At 47.4% G+C, this 19,688-nt stretch carries 17 protein-coding genes; 8 read left to right on the top strand and 9 right to left on the bottom strand.

Translation table 11 applies throughout. From position 1 onward, the window contains the following. Positions 1–10 precede the first annotated feature (10 nt). Entirely contained in the window at positions 11–1,348 is a 1,338-nt protein-coding gene (locus MJO57_RS30720; protein ID WP_252017304.1) for a transposase, read from the top strand. 112 nt (positions 1,349–1,460) lie between these two features. Here the strand turns inward: MJO57_RS30720 and MJO57_RS30715 are convergent, their stop codons facing one another. Next, positions 1,461–1,871 carry a DUF6444 domain-containing protein gene (locus MJO57_RS30715; protein WP_252021242.1) on the bottom strand — a complete coding sequence of 137 codons (411 nt, stop codon included), beginning with the start codon at positions 1,869–1,871 and terminating at the stop codon, positions 1,461–1,463. Here MJO57_RS30715 and MJO57_RS30710 point away from each other — a divergent pair. Then, positions 1,870–2,019, top strand: coding sequence for a hypothetical protein (locus tag MJO57_RS30710; protein WP_252021241.1), 150 nt, complete (start codon positions 1,870–1,872; stop codon positions 2,017–2,019). The two genes, MJO57_RS30715 and MJO57_RS30710, sit on opposite strands and share 2 nt — an antisense overlap. On the opposite strand, the gene MJO57_RS30705 is transcribed toward MJO57_RS30710, so the two are convergent. From MJO57_RS30705 to MJO57_RS30685, 6 genes are all read right to left on the bottom strand, one after another. Then, positions 1,981–3,711, bottom strand: coding sequence for a transposase (locus MJO57_RS30705; RefSeq protein ID WP_252021239.1), 1,731 nt, complete (start codon positions 3,709–3,711; stop codon positions 1,981–1,983). The genes MJO57_RS30710 and MJO57_RS30705 overlap by 39 nt on opposite strands. Positions 3,712–4,452: 741 nt before the next feature. Continuing rightward, the gene (locus MJO57_RS33545; protein WP_371924722.1) at positions 4,453–4,578 is read right to left on the bottom strand and encodes a phage holin family protein; all 126 of its coding nucleotides are present in this window, start codon (positions 4,576–4,578) and stop codon (positions 4,453–4,455) included. A 106-nt stretch (positions 4,579–4,684) separates the two neighbouring features. Then, the gene (locus tag MJO57_RS30700) at positions 4,685–7,375 is read right to left on the bottom strand and encodes a response regulator (RefSeq protein WP_252021237.1); all 2,691 of its coding nucleotides are present in this window, start codon (positions 7,373–7,375) and stop codon (positions 4,685–4,687) included. Between the two features lie 131 nt (positions 7,376–7,506). Then, entirely contained in the window at positions 7,507–8,040 is a 534-nt protein-coding gene (locus tag MJO57_RS30695) for a YfiR family protein (protein WP_252021235.1), read from the bottom strand. A gap of 21 nt (positions 8,041–8,061) precedes the next feature. Then, positions 8,062–10,185 carry a TonB-dependent siderophore receptor gene (locus MJO57_RS30690; protein WP_252021233.1) on the bottom strand — a complete coding sequence of 708 codons (2,124 nt, stop codon included), beginning with the start codon at positions 10,183–10,185 and terminating at the stop codon, positions 8,062–8,064. A gap of 172 nt (positions 10,186–10,357) precedes the next feature. Then, positions 10,358–11,752 carry a S8 family peptidase gene (locus MJO57_RS30685; protein ID WP_252021231.1) on the bottom strand — a complete coding sequence of 465 codons (1,395 nt, stop codon included), beginning with the start codon at positions 11,750–11,752 and terminating at the stop codon, positions 10,358–10,360. Between the two features lie 219 nt (positions 11,753–11,971). Between MJO57_RS30685 and MJO57_RS30680 the strand changes: the two genes are divergently transcribed. Beyond that, positions 11,972–12,415, top strand: a complete 444-nt coding sequence (locus MJO57_RS30680; protein ID WP_252021229.1) for a YHS domain-containing (seleno)protein — start codon at positions 11,972–11,974, stop codon at positions 12,413–12,415. Between the two features lie 85 nt (positions 12,416–12,500). On the opposite strand, the gene MJO57_RS30675 is transcribed toward MJO57_RS30680, so the two are convergent. Then, positions 12,501–13,040 (bottom strand): DinB family protein, encoded by a 540-nt coding sequence (locus MJO57_RS30675; protein WP_252021227.1) that lies wholly within the window; start codon positions 13,038–13,040, stop codon positions 12,501–12,503. A gap of 361 nt (positions 13,041–13,401) precedes the next feature. Here MJO57_RS30675 and gcvH point away from each other — a divergent pair, with 361 nt between their 5' ends. Beyond that, positions 13,402–13,794: a glycine cleavage system protein GcvH gene (gcvH, locus tag MJO57_RS30670; RefSeq protein ID WP_252021225.1), complete on the top strand. Its 393-nt coding sequence runs from the start codon at positions 13,402–13,404 to the stop codon at positions 13,792–13,794. A gap of 37 nt (positions 13,795–13,831) precedes the next feature. Next, positions 13,832–14,578, top strand: coding sequence for a molybdopterin-synthase adenylyltransferase MoeB (locus MJO57_RS30665; protein WP_256492846.1), 747 nt, complete (start codon positions 13,832–13,834; stop codon positions 14,576–14,578). A gap of 28 nt (positions 14,579–14,606) precedes the next feature. Here the strand turns inward: MJO57_RS30665 and MJO57_RS30660 are convergent, their stop codons facing one another. Further along, a complete protein-coding gene (locus MJO57_RS30660) occupies positions 14,607–14,873 on the bottom strand; it encodes a TfoX/Sxy family protein (RefSeq protein ID WP_252021221.1) in 267 nt (88 codons plus the stop codon). Positions 14,874–15,276: 403 nt separating this feature from the next. Here MJO57_RS30660 and MJO57_RS30655 point away from each other — a divergent pair, with 403 nt between their 5' ends. From MJO57_RS30655 to MJO57_RS30645, 3 genes are all read left to right on the top strand, one after another. After that, positions 15,277–16,773 (top strand): IS1182 family transposase, encoded by a 1,497-nt coding sequence (locus MJO57_RS30655; RefSeq protein WP_252021219.1) that lies wholly within the window; start codon positions 15,277–15,279, stop codon positions 16,771–16,773. A gap of 144 nt (positions 16,774–16,917) precedes the next feature. After that, positions 16,918–19,254: a penicillin-binding protein 1B gene (mrcB, locus tag MJO57_RS30650; protein WP_252021217.1), complete on the top strand. Its 2,337-nt coding sequence runs from the start codon at positions 16,918–16,920 to the stop codon at positions 19,252–19,254. Then, positions 19,251–19,688: a tetratricopeptide repeat protein gene (locus tag MJO57_RS30645; protein WP_252021216.1), complete on the top strand. Its 438-nt coding sequence runs from the start codon at positions 19,251–19,253 to the stop codon at positions 19,686–19,688. Before mrcB ends, MJO57_RS30645 begins: the two co-directional genes overlap by 4 nt.

Below are 19,688 nucleotides of genomic sequence, written 5' to 3'. Positions count from 1 at the left end.
ACCATCCCCAATGACGAAATTCGAGATGGTTGCCATGCTCACTTCAGATCATCAAGTAATCCTCAGGGAGCTCGCTTCATATACAACCTTTCTTGCTGGAGCGCTATCATCAACTGCAGTACCAACGTTCTGCGAACTGCTGTTCGGTTGCATGCTTTCAGCCGACGGCTTTGTTACACAGGCGTTGTTAACAATTGATTTTCATTGTGTGTGGAGCAGCTACCACCACTGGCTATCTCAGGGCAAGTGGCAATGGAAGAACTTGGCACGCCACTTGATCCGTCTGGTCTGCTCCAAAGCTCCTGAGAATCAACCTGTGGTCCTGGGGCTTGATGACTGGGTAATCGAACGGTTTTCCGACAAAGCCCCTGCTTGTCGTACACATCATCAACACAGCAAGAAACGCAATCGGCCGACGTACATCTGGGGGCAGTGTTGGGTTTCCCTGGCCATCATATTTGAGCGGGCTGCAGATGAAGTATTTACCGCCATACCGGTGATCTCATTTCCGACACCAGCTTCAGGTAACACCAGCAAACTGAAAATTGCCGTGGCCATGCTCAGGGTGGTACGCAATGAAGTGAAGGATCGAGTGCTACGCCTGCTAACCGATTGCTGGTATATGAACTGGACACTGATAAAGCCAGCTCTGGAAATGAACATAGAAGTTGTTGGTCAGATACCTTCAAATCGGGCCCTCTATGCTTTGCCGCCAGCACCCACCGTAAAGAAGCGAGGGCGCCCAAAAAAGTACGGCATCAAGATGACGACAGAACAGGTTAAGAAACTGCCGGAAGAAAAAGCAACAGTATGGATGTACGGCAAATTTCGCAAAATACGTTATCGTACCCTGATCTGTCGCGCCAGATTCCTTAAAGGTCGTGAAGTACGCGTCGTCTGGAGTCGCTTTGAAAATGACAAAGGTCTGACCGAAAGCAGAATATTCATCTCGACCAATCCGGAACTTGAGGGACTGGAGGTGCTTCGTGCCTATTCCCGGAGATGGCCGGTAGAGCCAATGTTTCACCAACTCAAACATGCTTTTGGCTGTTGCCATTTATGGCAGCAGAAATTGCGAACACTGCTTCGATGGATGCATTTGAAAATGGCAGGCTATGCATTATTGCAGTTATTAACCGTTTGTAAAAATCAGGCATGTCTGAATATTTCTCGGATACCCTGGAGAAGCCCGGATACAACCACTGCAGGCATGATGAAAATTGCTCTTTCAGGAATTATTCCGAGGTTCTCTATTCGCAAGGGCTGGAACAGATATAAGCAAAAATATGAGTTCAATTTTCGCGATCTGATCGACCAGTTAATACCGGATAATTCAGAAGCAGCATAACTAAAGGCTTTTAGGCAAAAAACGGAAGTAATAACGAACTTGGAAAAACAGTTCACTGATTTCGGCTTGCTTCACTATAAAAAGCTGACCGAATTATCGTTTTATACAGACTCTAAAGTCGAGCAAGAAGAGACGCCTGACATTTATTGCATTCTTTAACCGGAAGGTACTCAATATAGTCAGGGATATCGACCTGTTTAAGACAAGTGCCCTGATGCCCTTTCTTTCCACCGGCTTTATTACCAGAAGACTGTCTCAGACTTTTAGGATTGGGTTTTTCATCCGATGGATCGGTACCTTTATCTGCGGAAAGGTCGTCAGAATGATCTGGAGAATTACTGTTTTTACAAGGTTTTTGATAACCATCAGACGATGGCGGCTTGCTGCTGTTTTGACTGTTCTTGCCAACCTTTTCTTCCAATTCTCGACATCGCTCTTCCAGACAGGCAACTCTCATCCGCAGCTCTGCATTCTCTTTCAAGAGAATCTCAGCCGACATAGTTGCGGGTAGTTCTGGAATCATGCTGGCGAATATTGTGGAAAAATGGTGCTTAAGAGGATGGTATAAAAATCAGAAAATTCCAGATTTATGTGGGGGTGCTGAACAGTTACGATTAAATATTAGTAAGTGCTCAAAAACTCCTACATTGACCACATGGCAGCCAACATGAAACGTATTCAATAATATCCGCCAGTCTCGGAATCGAACCAGTACCTGTTAACCTGTCTGTCAGATATTCCCAAAATGAGAGACCATGCTGGCGACACGTTTTTTTCAGGCTGGCAAAGGTGTCGCGACTCTGCCGTCCTGCATCGCTTTGTGTCCCTCCACTGATTTTCCGCCGTTTTACATGCTCCCTGATCTGACTTTCACTAAGGTTATTGTGCAGGGGTAAGGTCGGGTCATCTAGAACCCTGAGCAGTTCTTCTTTAATGACCATCAGGCCTCCCAGAGCCTTCTGTAACTCTGTGCTGCCTGTTTGGGTCTGTGTCAGGGCATCGAACCCCTGTCGTATTGCATCGGCCCTGGATTCTGAAGGTTCTTCCTTGAACGCCTTCAGGTCCCGGTAGATATCCCAGAACCAGTTCAGACACCAATATTGTGCGTTTACCTGCTGTCTGTTGACCGGAATGACTTTTTCCAGTGGTCTTCCCGCATGCAGCCAGCACTGAGCATGGTCGTATACATTAAACTGCTGGGCGCCATCACTGAATGTGACGGTCTGACGATTGAATCCATGATGAATCAGGCTACCGTATAATACGCCTTCTGTGGCTTTTTGGCGTAACCTGGGGCCATCAAGGCCAATATCCTTCATAAACTCTTCCCACGACTCCCGGTTTAGAAAGTGAACGTCGAGATATTTCGCCAGTGTCTTCCGCCACTTTTTCGAGAAGCTGTGTTGCTCCAGGTAGTCCAGCGCATCCTGATTAAGAACGTATGCCCTCCAAGGCCTGTGCAGCAGTGATAAAAAGTTCTCCCGGCTCTTACTGCCAGTGCTGCCAAACCAGGTAAACAGATCATTGACGATGACGGTACAGTAACCATTCTGCCCCTTGTGCCTGGATCCGGTGTCGTCTGTCTGCAGGTAATGGGAGCAACGTATTCCTGTGGCCAGCAACTCATCTTTTTCAGCATGGAAGGCATCATGGACTTTGGTTAGCAGGTTACTGAGCTGTCCAGCTGAGATGGATACACCGGCATCCCAGAGAAGTTCCAATAATTGAGGCTGGGTAACAGCGCAGCCATGATGCTGAACCAAGGCATAAGCCTGTAGCAGTGGACCATAATGGTGACCGTGCAGATTGGCTGGCGGTTTGCCACTGATGGTTTTGCCTTCCGGTGTCAACCACTGTTCAAGCCAGTATCGAATGGTCTTGACCTTAACTTCCATTTCCTGAACGGTATAAGGCTCTCGACCGTGCCGAACAGAACCCTCGGGAATGTCTTCAGGGGCAATAGTATCTTCATCAGAGACAGGAGGGCATTGCGGTTGGGAGCGCTGGCGTGGAGTCGACTCATCAGGTTTGTTCACTTTCCGCTTGTGATCGTCGCCGGAGCTGTCTTCGGATGTGTCGTCGCTGTCGCTTTCATCCGATCCGGAACCTGAAGTCCCCTGGTCGTTATCTGCAGGCGGCTTGGTGTTGGGTTTGAGGTTGGGTCTGGTATTGAGCTTTTTCAGACGAGTGATCTCGTTTTCGAGTTGATCGATCCGAGTCTGTTGCTCGACAACTACTTCCTGCAGCCGAATGTTCTGTTCCTGTAGTTGAGCAATAAACTCAAGCAGGTTGGGTGACAGATCTTCATTAGGTGACGTGAACATGGAAGAAAGGTTAGACGATAGAATAGAATCTTGCTTCATGTACCGGTTTTTGAGGACTTAGTGTGCCGAGATAAATCGACAAGATGTTAAGGGTGAAAGTCCCTGTGGGGTAAGACTGGCGGGTCGCCCCAGCCTCGAGTCATGCGCCTGATATCGTAAGGTATCCGGTGAAGCGTTGACAGGGGGGCCTGTAGGCTAAGTATTGAGCTGCGAAATCAAATAGTCCGAGGTGCTGATGTTGTTAAGTGATGCAGAAAGCAATATTACAGGTTGCACTACACCGCAAGTGACCTGTGGGCCTCGCGCAGTCGGAGACCTTGTGCATGCAGGTACGCATCTTGTGCGGAACTCGGGAGATCCTGCCGGTTTCTCCTGTTTAGCCATAGGAGACGCAGTCGGGAAGGTTAATAGCCATACGCCTATTGTCGTCGGCAGGAAGTCGGACAAGCCCATAGTACCTGAGAAGCGCCGAACAAAGCAGAGAGATCTGTGGCGGAGGTTGTGGAGGAAAGGGGCTTGACCAAGAGGAATATCCAACAGGATGTCCGTGACCCGACTCAGCGCGGGAATAGCACTATGTCCAATCTGTTGGGTATACGTCAGGCTGGGCCGGAGCAACGGTTTGACGTTAAATACTCGAGGTAGGAGCCGTATGCGCTAGCAGTGCAAGTACGGATCTGCGCAGGGGGTGGCGGGTGACCGCCATTCCTACTGTGACCAAATATTACAGGAAGCGAAGTGTGATCACGGCAAACCTTTTGAAGATACTCATGATCAGGCTCATCGATATTGCCCAGCCATTTTTTTGATCTCAAAGCAGTCAACGACCTTGCCGGAGAAAGTCAGGATTAGAACATTGATAACCCGGGAAAATAATCCGAGTGTAATGATCGTGACAGGTAACAAATGGTTTGACTGTGATCAGCTGTAGTCAGAAAGACGTATTGCCGCCAAGCACCAGTCTGTGTTTTCCTGTTCTACAATAAATTGGCAGTGGATAGTAGGAATAACTTTAAGCCTTAGGCTCTCTAAGTGCTTTCATGGTTTCATCAAGCGTTGATTCCAGTAGAGAAATTAACGCAGATGCTGCTCCGATCTTATTCGCTTGTCCTTCCCTCTCTACGTCGGCAGCAATCATTGCCAACTGTGTGGCTCCCAGATTGTTGCTGCTTGATTTCAGGGTATGGGCAGCTCTTACCAGAACCTCCCGGTTTGCATCTTTGGAAGAGGACTGGATATCGGCCATTAATTTAGGAGCGTCTTCTAAATAGCTGTTAATCAGTACCGGGAATTCTTCTTCCATCAGTTCTTTCAGTGAATTGAATATGGACTGATCAATCAATGGATGCTGCTTTGATTGGTTCAGCTTACTATCAATATCCGGTGTTTTTTCTGCAGCCTCAGGTATCACTTTGTGTGGTTGCGTGTCGTGAATAAGCCAGTGTTCCAGTCTTTCCCTGAGATTATCAATTTTGACCGGTTTACTCAGATAGTCGTCCATACCAGCTGCCAGGCACTTTTCACGGTCTTCAGTCATTGCATTGGCCGTCATGGCAATGATCGGTATTCTGGGTAATTGCTGTTCTCGTTCTCTTTGTCTAATCAGACCTGTGGCTTCATATCCGCTCATCAACGGCATTTGGCAGTCCATGAGCAACAGGTCATAGGTTTGATTTCTGCTCATGTCGACAGCTTCGCGGCCATCTTCTGCTAGATGGATTCGACTCAAGCCAATTTTTTTCAGCATGCTGATAGCGACTTTCTGGTTTACCACATTGTCTTCTACCAGAAGTATCTGGATACTCTCTGAGAATACAGGCGTCTCTGCCTCGAGTTGATCGGTTGTACCGTCCGTCTGCTGACTTGCATGATGGTAATGCATTACTTGCATTGTGGTATCCAGTAACCTGGACTGCCGGAACGGTTTGCTCAGACAAGCGGAAATACCGGCAGCTTGCTGCTCTTCCTGAGAGATAAAAGCACTCGAGCTGAGCATTATTCTGCGGGCTGGTTTTAAGTCGGGATCTTCTTCGATCACTTTAGACAGTTCCAGCCCGTCCATTTCCGGCATATCCATATCAAGAAAGACAAGCTCATAGGGTTGGTTATTGTTATAGGCTTTTCTCAATATCTGAAGCGCTTCTTTTACCGTTGATGCCTCATTATGAACCAGACCCCAGGCTGTTAGGTAGTGGCAAAGAATCTCGCGGTTGGTTTTGTTATCATCAACGACCAGGGCCTTTATCCCATCCAATGCATGAAGTACCTGAGACTTTTGAATCCATTGGTTTTGGGATATTTCCATATCCAGAGTGAAGGTGAATGTTGAGCCAAGACCTTCAGCACTGACAACACTGATGCTTCCTCCCATTAATTCCACTAACTGTCTGGAGATAGTCAGGCCCAGGCCGGTGCCCCCGAACTTCCGGGTAGTACTGCCATCGGCCTGGGTAAACTCATTGAATAGTGTCGGTAAAATATTTTCAGCGATACCAATACCGGTATCCTCTACAGAGAATTGAACTTGTGCAGACGTCTGTGATCGTTTGATGAGGTTTACTTTAATGCTGACCTCTCCTTTGATTGTGAACTTCACTGCATTACCAATCAGGTTCGTTAGAACCTGTCTCAGTCTTACAGAGTCACCTTTCAGTGTTCTGGGCAGGTCAACATCGATATAGCAGTTAAGCTCAAGACCCTTTTCTCGTGCGGTGCCTGCCAGTAATGTGCAGACATCTTCAGCAATATCCCTGACACTGATATCTATTTTTTCAATAGTCATTTTGCCAGCTTCAATTTTTGAAAAGTCGAGAATGTCGTTAATGATGGAAAGTAGAGAGTCAGCAGAGGAGTAAGCTGTATTTAGAAAATCATTTTGTGTTTTTGTGAGAGAGGTGTCTTTCATCAGTTCCAGCATGCCAAGAATGCCATTCATGGGCGTACGGATCTCATGGCTCATATTGGCCAGGAAGGAACTTTTCGCTTTGGCCGCATCTAATGCCACCTCTTTGGCTTCATTAAGCTCGGTCAGATTTTCTTTTAAATCCCGATTGGCCATTTTTAGTTCATTAGTTCTACTGGCAACGGTTGCTTCCAGATTTTCACGATGTTGCCGTAGTCGGTCATCCCTCTCTTTTATCTGCATCAGCATGTCATTGAAGCAGTCATACAGCTGTCCAATCTCATCGTTATCGTATTTTTGCACATGACGATTATATTGCTGATATTCCGTTATTTCGCTGATGGTATCCGCCAGTTCTGTAATAGGTCGTGCCAGAAGTTTTTGTAGCCTGGAGCTCAGCACTGCCGCCAGCACGATAGAAATTAGTGCTGCAACCATGACCAGAAATAAGATATGAGAAAGGTGCAGATAAAGTTCGCTCAAATTTGATTGTACATAAATAGCACCAATGAACTGACCATCCATATTAATGGGGCGATATAAATGCAATTTGGAGTTACTGAATAATGTAACGGGCTGGTTGAGTTCTTCCAGCGTAAAAGCCCAGGGCTGCTTCTTTTCGCGATAATAACCTGCAATCCGCTCACCGGCAGGGTTTAATAAGTAGGCTGCTTCAATTTCATTGGTGTTGGAAAAGCCATTCAATAGTTGTTCAGCTGCTACAGCATCCTCAAACATCAGAGCTGCCTGTGTATTGGCGCCAATGACTTCAACCAGGGTTTCCAGTTTACTGATCAGCAAAGACCGTGAGTGCATATATTCACTGACAGTTTGTACACTCAGGGTCACCAGTAGAACGGAGTACGCCGTTAGCAGCATGGCGTACCGTAACTTCTTTTTAATGGGCAGGTTCTTAAATGTTATCATAGTGACTATTTAATAACCTTGGCTAACCCCATCAATTGGGCATTAATTGAAAGGCCTGCATTTCTGGTCGCACTTTGACTAATGGCAAATTGAATTCGGTTACCGGTACGAATCAGTCCTATCACGCCACCGTGATAAGCAAAGTTCTCACTATCACTGATTGTCAGTACCGATTTGTTTTTTAGTTTCTGTACTATCCCGGATATGACGTTTGGCTGTGAGTTATGGATGTAGACAATATCACACAGTTTTTCCAGCGGAGCGTTATGTGTTTTATGAGTGACTGATATACGCCGTCCCATGCTGAATTTATGATTAATTTTTAAGAGTTCACTGTTAATGGCTCCACTGCCAATAATGCACAGTGCCAGGGTCTGCTTTTTTTCTGGCCATGCAACAAATTTGGTCAGTTTGTAGACAATGGCAGCTTTAACCTTATCTGCTTTGGTAACGTCGCTGGCGGCTGATTGAATTACATTGAAACCACAGAGCAGAGCCATTGCAATTATTGCGCACGCTTTATTGATTTTTATCGGCATGAAGTTGTCTCCCCCATCCGATTAATATTGCCAGCGTAACTGTAGGTACCAAGATTCCTGTACCTCAGTTTCGCCCAGTCCACTGAATACTTCGCTGAACTCCAGTCGCTGTTTATCGAAAAGATTCTTGCCGGTTAAGGAAAACTCCAGGTCTTTGCCGATTTTTTTGGCAACCCTTACGTCCAGTGCCGTGTAGGCCTTAACCCGGGCATTTTTCAGGTTGTCCATGTAACGTACCCAGAAATCCAGATACCACTGGTTGGGCAGGTTCATGTAGGAACGGATATTGGCGGTATGGTTGGCACTGAGAGTTTCTAACAGGTTTTCATTGCCTTTCAGGTAATCATTAGTGATTGGGGAGTTGCTCTTGTCGCTGAATGCATCAACGCCGAGAAAGCTGTAGTTGAATTGTAATTTCCACCATGGTTTTGCTTGCCAGTCAGTTGTTAGTTCCAGGCCAAAGGTATTGGCCGTCAACTCATTGGAGAAGGTGGTCGGATACTCAAGTACAATATCTCCTTCTATGTTGGGGCTACCACCGTTGTAGGAGCAGACTGAAAATAGTGAACTTGTTCCGTCCAGACAATCTGTTTGGTCAATGTAGACTAAAAGATCCTTATATTGATTGAAAAAGGCAGTGATATCGAATAGAAGTCTATTATTGAATTGTTCTCTGTAACCAACCTCTAAAGCAAATAGTTTTTCTGATTCAAGCTGTTTGTTGCCACTGATAGCCAGTAAGTCCAGAGTGGCAATTGTAGGTATGGGAGAATCATCTTCACGTAAAAAAGTAATACCGCGAGATGTAACAGATGTTTCACTGATAGATGGGGTTTTCAATGCACTGGCTGCTTTTAACCACAGGGTTTGCTGATCTGATATTTTCCAGGTCAGGCTGGCATTGGGTTGCACTTCGTAACCAGTGAAATCATTATGTTCAAACCGGGAACTCAGGGTCAGAGCCCACTCAGGTGTTAGTGTGATGTGGTCCTGAATGAATGCACTGTAAAGCTGATCGGTTCGGCGGGTTTCTCCCATAGTGATATTATTCATGCCGCTGAGATTATATTTGGTTAACCGATAGCCCATTCCCCAGATAATGTCATGGTTATTCCTGGGGAGAATCTGGTGCTGGAATTCCAGATCACCAATATCCCTTTTTTCCGTAACCCTGTAATCATAATTCTCATAACGGTCGTAATAGCCTTTGAGAGTAAAATGGCTACCATCAGCGAGGTAATGCTTATAGTTACCGATCAGGTGACCGCCCCTTTGATCACGGTTTTGATGAGTAATGAGATCTTGCGTAAACGTATCGGCATTGAATATTTTCAAAGCAGGGCGTGTGGTTCCATCATATATTTCACTCTGTAATGATGCTTCAGCACCTGTCTCTGTGCGCCAGTCTGCCCGAAGGCCTGCACGGTTTAATTGCCAGTCGTCATTAGCGTCTGATCCATTGGCCGTAGCCAGTGCATCACGGTTGAACGTTTTAAAGAAGGCTCGATAATAACCATCATCTCCCAACTCTCCACCATAGCGATAAGCCGCAAAGGCTTTCTCTTCAGAACCAAACCCGGTAGATAGCAGACCACTCTGGGTATCTGCCGCATGTTTGGTAATAATATTGATTACACCATTGACCGCATTGGCCCCCCAAAGTGCCGCACCCGGGCCGCGAATCACCTCTATACGGGCAATATCTTCCAGCATGGTGTCCTGAACATCCCAGTTAACGCCTGAGAACAAAGGTGAGTAAACCGTGCGTCCGTCGATCAGCACCAGCAATTTATTAGCAAAAATGTAGTTAAAACCCCGGGTACTGATTGACCAGGTGTTACTGTTCAACCGGGCTACCTGCATACCAGGCACCATTCTCAGTGCCTCTGGAATGGATGTCACTCCTGAACGCAGAATATCCTCATCGGTAATGACAAACACAGCGGCAGGGGAGTCCATCAGGCGCTGTTTTCTTTTGGATACCGATGTGACGTCGGGAACATCCAGAGATATCAGCTCTTCCAGGCTGAGATCCAGAAGCCCATTATCGACAACTGCCAAATCAGAATTAGCTTGAAGACTCACAGAAGTGATGAAAGAGGAAAGTATTCCAGTCAGCAGCAGTGAATGATTCAATGGTTTCAAGGTTCCACTCCATTGGATTTATGGAAGAGAGAAGCACTGCTGAATCATTCTCTCTTCATCCCAAGTATTACTGCACCAATGCTTATTTCGTTTGAAGCGTTGCAATACTTGCTTATCTTGTTAGCTCTTATTAAAACCTAGACCTAATTTCGAGGGCCCGTCTGAATATTTTTCACCTGGCCTTCCGGATTGCTCTCAGGAAGGCTGCAGCATCAGCAATTCCGGCACCGCATCTGAAGGTTGAGCAATTGCTATCTGAGGCAAAGGGTCTTGCCGTTTCTTTCAAGAGCCGCTTGCGTTCGGAAGGTGGCAGTGTTGGATCGACAGCGTAGCTAAGGTCGATCAAGCCTGCGATATGAGGTGTCGCCATGCTCGTGCCTTGCAGCTCGGCATAGGAGGGACCCTGCGGATTCTTCAGCCCTGAATTGTATAAAGACAAGATACCATTGCCCTGAAAATGTGTTTCACCACCGGGGGCCATAATGTCGATACCAGTACCGTAATTTGAGTACCAGCTGCGATTTCCTGTGCGATTGATAGCGCCAACAACAATGACATTCTTGCAGTTTGCCGGCGTACTCATAGCCACATTCTGTTGCTCATTCCCTGCCGCAACAACGACAGTAACACCGGCGGCAACCACTTCATCAATGGCATCCTGATAGGATAGGGGGCACCAGAGTGCTGTTCCACCAAGGCTCAGGTTAATCACATTGACCGGATCGGGATTGATTGGCAGGCCATAGACTTTAAGACCTGCCGCCCATCGTATGGCGGATACAATATCGGATGTATAGCCACCACATCGCCCAAGCGCCCTCAGAGGTTGTACTCTGGAGAGCCAGGTTACACCGGAAACCCCGGCATTATCGTTAGTTTTTGCGGCAATCGTGCCGGCAACATGTGTGCCATGCCAGCTACTCTTTTGGGTATTGGCAGGAATTGGATTGCCAAATGAGGTCCCACAGGCGCCCGGTTGCAGAGAGTCGCCGGGATCCCGGGGGTTACTATCCCAGCCATCACCATCATTAGCCATCCAGGGGTCTGAAACAAAATCATAACCTGATACCAGCCTGTCATTAATCTCTTTATGGTCCGTAATGCCGGTATCAATAACAGCAATCACATTTTCAGTGCTGCCAATGGATATTTCCCAGGCCGCAGGGAGATTAATACCCGCTCTGGCTTCAAAGTATTGCCATTGCTGATTATACAGAGGGTCATTGGGGACTCTCATGGTCTGCATTACCAGGTCTGGTTCAGCAAACTTTACCTGCGGATCATCTTCTAATCCCTTTGCCAGAATTTTTGCATCTTCCAGATTAACGGGGGCACCTATTGACAGCACTTCCTGCCTTTTGCCTGCAGCAACTCCATATCCACCGTGGGTTGCTCCCTGTTTAATAAAGGCTAATGCTCTGGCTTCGGTAGGCTTTTCGTTAAAGTGAACAATGACTCTGTCGGTTCGTTGTAATAAAAGCCGGTAATTATCCACTTCAGCCTGTGAAATGAATGTTGGTGTTAACAGTGTTGCTGCTAAAACAATCCTTGTTAGCAGTGAGTTCATTGATGCTTACCTCAGGGTAGGGTACCCATACTTCGATTTTGGAGTAGATTCATCGTGCTGTGAATGTCGACATAGTGAACGTTTTCCAGAGATAACCATTGTTTTGGTTCTCAAGCGAGAGCCGGTGCGATTTGGAATTCACTTAAGAAAAAAGTATGGTTGATGGATATAGAGGCATCAAAGTATTTTTGTTGGTATTTTTACTGCGGATGGACGCTCATGAGTAAATTGCTAAGGATGGTTACGATCTTGTTGATGGCATTCAGCACCAACGCCACTGCTGACAAACATATTTATACTGGCTGGCTTAGCAGTAAAGCCGTCAGTGGTTATGATACCGTTGGTTATTTTACGGAAGGAAAACCAGTAAAAGGGAGTGCCAGGTATAAAATTGAACACTTGGGTGTGGAGTGGTACTTCTCTTCAGAAAAGCATGCAAACCTTTTTAAGCAACAACCTGAGTTGTATATGCCTCAATATGGCGGTTATTGTGCATGGGCTATTGCTGCAAAAAAACAACGGGCACCGGGAAACCCAAAACATTGGAAAATTGTCGATAATAAACTGTATTTGAATTACGACAGCAGTATTCAGGATAAGTGGCTTATGGATATTCCCGGCTTTATTAATGCTGCTGATAAAAATTGGCCAGAAATGAACTGATGTAATGCTGAATTGCCTTAATGACAAAGAACTACCATCGAATATTCTCATTCAGCGTTGCAGCGGTTTTGTGAAGTACCCAGGATCAGGAGGCCTGGTTTTCAGAGGATGTTTCCTGCTGTGTTTGATAAATCAGTGTTGAGGTGGCAATTCCGAGATTCTTAGGGGGTTGATGACCTGACTGTTGCAGCAGCAGATTGATAATTGCCATATGGTGCGTGGTGTGATTTTGCAAAAATAGCAGCTCACGAACGATGGATGTTTCCACCTTAATGACACTTCCATTAGTATCAGTGCAGGCATTGAGGGTTAGATTGATCTTACTCGATGTTTTTGTCAGCTTAACCAGCCGTTCCTTAATACCCAGCAAAGCGTTTACTGCTGAAGCGACATTCCTCTCGCATTCCGCGTCTCTGTTCCTGTTGTCGTAGTTAATGGATCTACTCTCAAGACCTGACAAAAAACACAGATAAAACTCAATGATATGGCGTATATGAGTGCCTATCGTTTGGCGGCTACCAGGAGCCGCAGATTTCTGATAATGATTTGCAGGAAGTCTTTCAATCGCCTGAATCAAATCAGACAACAATTGTTCATTACATTGGCAGGCATTTTGCAATGACACTCGACTCTGAACCTCATCACTTGATTTACTATGAATCCGTGTCGTGTTTGCTCAACTTCAGATGCACGGCACACTTCAGGCTATTCTGCCCTGTCATTTGTCTCTTCAGTGTTGCACAGGCTCTCGGGTTTTGTATACACGACAGTCAGCTCAACAGTCAAAGGTTCATTCAGGCCGTTAACCGAGGCGGTACTATGTAAACTTCCCACTAAACTCGTTAGAATGCTCGTACCAGTCAGCCATGAGCTTGTCGACAGCAATGAGCCAATAAGCAGTGTTTGATTTCACCGTATTGTCTTCTGGAGGGGGATAATAGGGTGAGGCACCTTAGCTTTACAGAGAATCAACCGAGGATAAACAGATGAGTAATATACCTTCTGAGTTACGGTATCTGCGTTCCCATGAATGGGTCAGGTTGGAGGAAGATGGTACCGTCACTATTGGTATTACAGATCATGCCCAGGAAGCCCTGGGTGACGTGGTTTTTGTTGAACTGCCTGAGCCCGGTGCTGTATTCGCTGCAGGTGATGAGGCTGGAGCGGTGGAATCTGTAAAAGCTGCCTCAGAGATCTATGTACCATTGACTGGTGAAGTTCTTGAAGTTAATAGCACACTGGAAGACGCTCCGGAAACCGTCAACAGTGACCCTTATAATGATGGTTGGTTCTTCAAGCTGAAACTTGAGGATGAAGGTGAACTCAGTGATTTGATGGATGCAGAAGCCTATGGTGAGTTTGTTGAGTCAGAGTCCTGACTGATTCTGTGAATTTTATTAAGGACCGTTACCGTCCATGAATGATGAGCAGTTACTCCGCTATAGCCGACAAATTATGCTTCCCCAGGTTGATATCGAAGGTCAGGAACGGTTGCTGTCATCGAGCGTTTTAATTCTTGGTCTGGGTGGGCTGGGCTGCCCGGCTGCTCAGTATCTGGCGGCAGCAGGTGTTGGAAAAATGGTGCTGGTTGACCCGGATGCGGTTGATACCACCAACCTTCAGAGGCAGTTACTTTATTGTGCAGACGATCAGGGGGCAGCAAAAGTAGCCGCTGCCCGGGTCCGGTTGTTGGCAGTTAATGACAGTATTCAGATTGAGACTATCCATGGACGGCTGGAAGATGAAGGCCTGTTAGAGCAGGTGAGAAAAGCGACCGTGGTGCTGGATTGTACCGATAACTTTACCAGTCGGTTTGCCATCAATGCTGCCTGTGTCAGGAGCTCTGTTCCTCTGGTCAGCGGTGCAGCCATCAGGCTTAATGGCCAGCTGACGGTTTATGATCGTCGTCAGTCTGATGCACCCTGCTATCGGTGTCTATATGATGAGCAGAGCAATGAAAACCTCAGCTGTTCTGAATCAGGAGTTCTTGGGCCAGTGGTCGGAGTGATAGGCACAATGCAGGCATTGGAAGCGATCAAGCTGATTACCGGATTTGGAAAAACGTTGAATGGTCGTTTGATGATTTTTGATGCGATGACCATGGAGTGGCAGACAGTGAGACTGCAGGCAGATCCAGAGTGTCCTGTCTGCGGCCAGGCCTAAAATAGTATTGAGCTTTCGATAGGGGGGGTCAGGATGGCGGAGGACTGTCTTCTACTGCCTCTAAAAGGCGAGCCTTGTAATCTGAGTCCAGGTCATTCCAGTGTGCTCCTATAAGGGCTCCTTCAAGCGCGTAGAGCAATACCTTTGAAACTTTAAAGCCACGATCACGAACTTTGCAGTAGGCTGCGACAGAGCCTATGTCATGGAGTTGTTCAAGCGTTCTGATGCCTACAGCGTTTAACCATTGTACGGATGTTTTGCCAAGGTTTTTTAATTCGATCAGATCAGTTGCCATGTACTGGATCCCTAACTCAACTCCAGCGTCCGTACCAGAGACAGCATGATTATTAAAAAGTCAGAAGTCATTTTCTCTTAAGAATAGACCAGACTTTTGAAGTCCTCCCATAGAGTTATCAGTTATTACCGATGCCATGGTATTTTGACGCTTGATTGGGACTTTCTGGCAAACGCTTCGGGCGGTCCGTTGTTTTTTTAACTCATCCTGCCAATAAGGGGGTTCGGTGTTCAACCTGATCAGAAACGGTTCACGAACTTTCCCAAAGGGGAAGAATATAGACATTTTCCAATTGTTTTCGTTTTCCGAAAAAGATCATCAATAGGCTCTAGGAGGCTGTCCGAGAATAGCCTGATTAAGTATAATCAGGCATCTTCTGCCCACTTTATTGTTGCCGAAACGGATGTCATCAATCAAATTCAAAGATAACCCTGCTGATTTTGACCAGCACCTGATGTTCCCATCGAACATCTTCGACCTGCTGCCACCAGATCATGATTGCTTCGTTTTTGAAGATATCTTCAAGCATATCGACACCTCTGAAGTGGAAAAGCAGTATCACCATCTTGGCCAGAATGCCTACCACCCACGACTGATTATATCGATCCTGATCTATGCCTATAGCCATGGTGTGTTCAGCTCCAGGGAGATTGAACGGCGCTGCAATCAGGACTTGGCTTTCATGTATATCGCCAAACAGCACTGCCCAAATTTCCGGGTGCTCAGTGACTTTCGTAAAAACCAGGCCACCTTTTTTAAAAGCAGTTTCAAACAGAGCGTGCTGCTCGCCCGGGAACTACAGATGGCCTCGCTGGGCCACATCGCTCTTGATGGTTCCAAATTCAAAGCCGACTCATCAAAGCATAAGGCCATGAGCTACGCACGACTTAAGGCCAAAGAAGCTGAATTAATGGCTGAAGTTGAGGCCCTGATTAAAAAAGCCGAAACCAGTGACAGTGAAGAGGACGATGCTTATCAGCAGGAGACTGGCTACAGCATTCCTGAAGACTTGCAATTCAAGCAGGAACGGTTAGAGAAAATCCAGGAGGCCAAAAAAGCGCTTGAAGAACGGGAACAGGCCCTGAATCCCGATAAGCCGATAGACGACAAAAAGCAAATCAGCTTTGCTGATCATGATGCCAGGATCATGGGTAAAAAAGGCAGTGGCTATCAGTACAGTTATAACGCCCAGATCAGCGTCGACAGCGATAATGGTATCATTGTTGGCCAGCACATCAGCCAGCATGCCAATGACAAGCAGGAAGTAAAGCCTGCACTTGAAGCCATTGCAGAAGCAACAGATAACGCGTCCATTGGCAAAATGAGTGAGGATAATGGCTATTACTCAGGGCCCAACCTGCAAGCGTTTGATGATGCGAACATTGACGCTTACATGGCTACGGATCGACAGGAGAAGCCTGCAACAGAGGGACTGGAAGACTCTGACAGAAAGTTTGTCAAAGCGGATTTTATTTACCATGAAGCAGACGACAGCTTTACCTGCCCTGCCGGTGAGAAGCTGATTTATAACACGGCTAGCAAAGCAAAACACAAAAGCTACCGCGTCAGTAAAGATATCTGCCGGGATTGCCCGTTACGTAAAAGGTGCAGTGGTGACAACAAAGACCCGGGGAAAGTGATTCGCACAGACCGCCACGAAGCCATACGCCAGGCGATGAACCGCAAAATGGAAACCAAAGAGGCCAAAGCGGTTTATGAGCGTCGCAAGGTGATTGCGGAACCGCCTTTTGGCCAAATCAAGAACTCAGGATTCAGAGGGTTCAGTGTCCGGGGTAAGGAAAAAGTGGCTGGAGAATTTTCACTGGTCTGCAGTGCTTATAATTTCAAAAAAATTGTCAAATCGGTTTCAACGGGATCAATCCGTCTTGAAGAAGCATAAAGGCAAGCAAAAGGGTAAAAAACGCAATTTTTACCCCAAAACAGGCTAAATTTAGGTCAATATTTGATCAGCCAAGAAAATGCTGAAGCTTTCGTTTTTTCAATAGCTAGTTCTCGGACAGCCTCCTAGCGTATAATCACCCGCATGGTAAAGAAATCGACGATCAAAAAAGGCAGGCCTGCCAAAAAGACCAAATCATCCGCAAAGCAAAAACAGGGTAATCCGGTACCGTGGAAATCCATCCTGCTCAAGCTGGGCTTGACGCTGGTGGTTCTGGTTGGTGCTTACGCTGTCTATCTGGATGCCATAGTCACCAGGCAGTTTGAAGGAAAAAAATGGGCGATACCCGCTAAGGTATTTGCACGTCCTGTTGAATTGTATTCTGGCAAGCTGATAACGCCCGGTGATCTCCAGTCTCAGCTCAAGCGTCAGGGTTATCAGGCGGTTCGTGATGTGAGTCGCCCCGGAACGTTTGCCCGCAATGGCAGCCAGTTCGTTATTTTCAGCCGGGGATTTCACTTTCCCGATGGTACTGAGCCATCGCGCTATGTGAAGGTTGACTTTCAGGGCAGTGAAGTGATTCGCCTCGTCGGCCGGAATGGTAAAAACCTGCCACTGTTGAGGCTTGATCCCCAGCCCATTGGTGGTATTTATCCGGCCAGTTATGAAGACCGCCTACTGATTCGCACCGCCCAGGCTCCCCGATACCTGATTCCTGCCCTGCTGGCCATTGAAGACAGGGACTATTACGACCATTTTGGTCTCTCTCCCACCTCCATTGCCCGTGCCATGGTAGCCAACCTGAAAGCTGGCGGGGTTGTTCAGGGGGGCAGTACCATTACCCAGCAGTTGGTGAAAAACTTTTTTCTGACCAATGAGCGCACCCTGGTTCGCAAAGGTAAAGAAGCCATTATGGCGCTGCTGCTGGAGTTGCATTACGGCAAAGAAGAGATTCTTGAAACCTATTTAAATGAAGTTTATCTGGGACAGCATGGTCGCCGGGCCATTCATGGCTTTGGCCTGGCCAGTCAATTTTACTTTGCCCAGCCGCTCAGGGAGTTAGATCTGGCACGGACTGCTCTGCTGGTGGCTATGGTCAAAGGACCATCTTATTATGACCCAAGGCGATATCCGGAGCGCGCCCTGGAGAGACGAAACCTGGTGCTGGATGTTCTGGCGGAGCGATCCATCATTCCGGTTGCCGAAGCTGAACGGTCCAAAAAACTGTCACTAGGCGTCGTCAGTCGGGAATTGGTCAGTACCAACGATTTTCCTGCATACATCGATATGGTTAAGGAGCAGCTGCGCAAGGATTATGATGAGAAGGATCTGACCTCTGAAGGACTCAGGATTTTCACCAACCTGGACCCGGTGATTCAGCGGGAGGCACAGAACAGCGTTACCAGCACGTTAAAGACTCTGGGCAAGGATAATCAACTTCAGGGTGCCATGGTGGTCAGCTCTGCCCAGACGGGTGACCTGCTTGCTGTTGTGGGGGATCGAAACCCCGGTTATGCCGGATTTAACCGTGCTATTGAGGCTCGCAGGCCGGTTGGTTCCCTGTTGAAGCCGGCCATCTATCTAACCGCTCTTGAACGGCCTGGCCAGTACACATTAACGACGCCTGTCCATGATACGCCGGTGAAAATCAGTGATGGTCGTGGTGGTTACTGGGAGCCTCAGAATTACAGCCGTAAATCCCATGGGCAGGTGCCACTCTACCTGGCCCTGGTGAAATCCTATAATCAGGCGGCAGCCAATACCGGGATGGCGGTTGGTTTGCCATCGGTATTGGATACGCTCAAGCGACTGGGCATTGAGCAGGCGTTGCCACCTTATCCATCCGTCTTGCTTGGCTCTCCATCGATGGCTCCGATTGAGGTTGCCAATATGTACCAAACCATCGCCAGTGGTGGTTTTCGTATGCCATTGCGGGCTATTGATGCGGTGGTAGACAGTCAGGGCAAGCCTCTGAGCCGTTACAGTATTTCGGTAGAGCAGGCTTTTGCACCGGGGCCAATGGAACTTCTGCGTACAGCCCTGGGTATGGTCATGAAAGACGGCACGGGGCGCAGCGTATACCGGTATGTTGAGCCAGGTATTGCGCTGGGGGGCAAAACAGGCACCACCAATGATCTCCGGGATAGCTGGTTTGCCGGTTACTCCGGAGATCTGGTGGCAGTGACCTGGATTGGCCACGATAACAACAGCCCGACAAAATTGACGGGCAGCAGTGGTGCTTTGAAGATCTGGGGTAACTTTATGTCGAATGTGCCGGTTCAGTCGGTAACATCGCTGGGAGCCAGCAATGTGTCGAGCATCTGGGTGAATCCATCGGCCAATGGTCGCAGCCATCGTTACTGTAAGGGCGCTATACAGTTGCCCTATATCAAGGGCTCTGAGCCACAAGCCTATGCCGGCTGTAAAGCCGATGTTGTGAAGGGTTCTCTGTTTGACAGAATTAAAGGGTGGTTTGAATGATGCATAACACTATCTTCCTGACCTCCCTGACCAAGCGGTGTGGAAAAGTGCTATCGTTTTCACCCGGATTGTTCGTGGTGCTGTTTTTGACTGGCGTTCTGGCGGGTTGCTCTTCGCCGGTATTGATACAGGAAGAGCAGCCTGATGTGTCATCATCACCCTATGGGCAGCGTCAGGATGCGTTGGGCACATTATTGAACCAGGCCTGGAATGCCCGGGAAGCTGGCAGATTTGATGAAGCTGAAAGTGCACTTGGACGGGCGATGCGCATCAGTCCAACGGCCCCGGACGTTTATTACCAGCTGGCCTTGCTGCGCAGGGATCAGGGACGTTTTGCACAGTCCCGGCAATTAGCAGAGAGAGCGTTAAGCCTGAAACCGGGTTTTATGCTGGAACGAAAAATCAACCATTTGTTAAGCGCATTAAATAGCTGA

It is taken from the genome of Endozoicomonas sp. SCSIO W0465 (assembly GCF_023716865.1).
Taxonomy (GTDB): Bacteria; Pseudomonadota; Gammaproteobacteria; order Pseudomonadales; family Endozoicomonadaceae; genus Endozoicomonas.
This window is presented reverse-complemented; position numbering and strand designations above follow the sequence as displayed.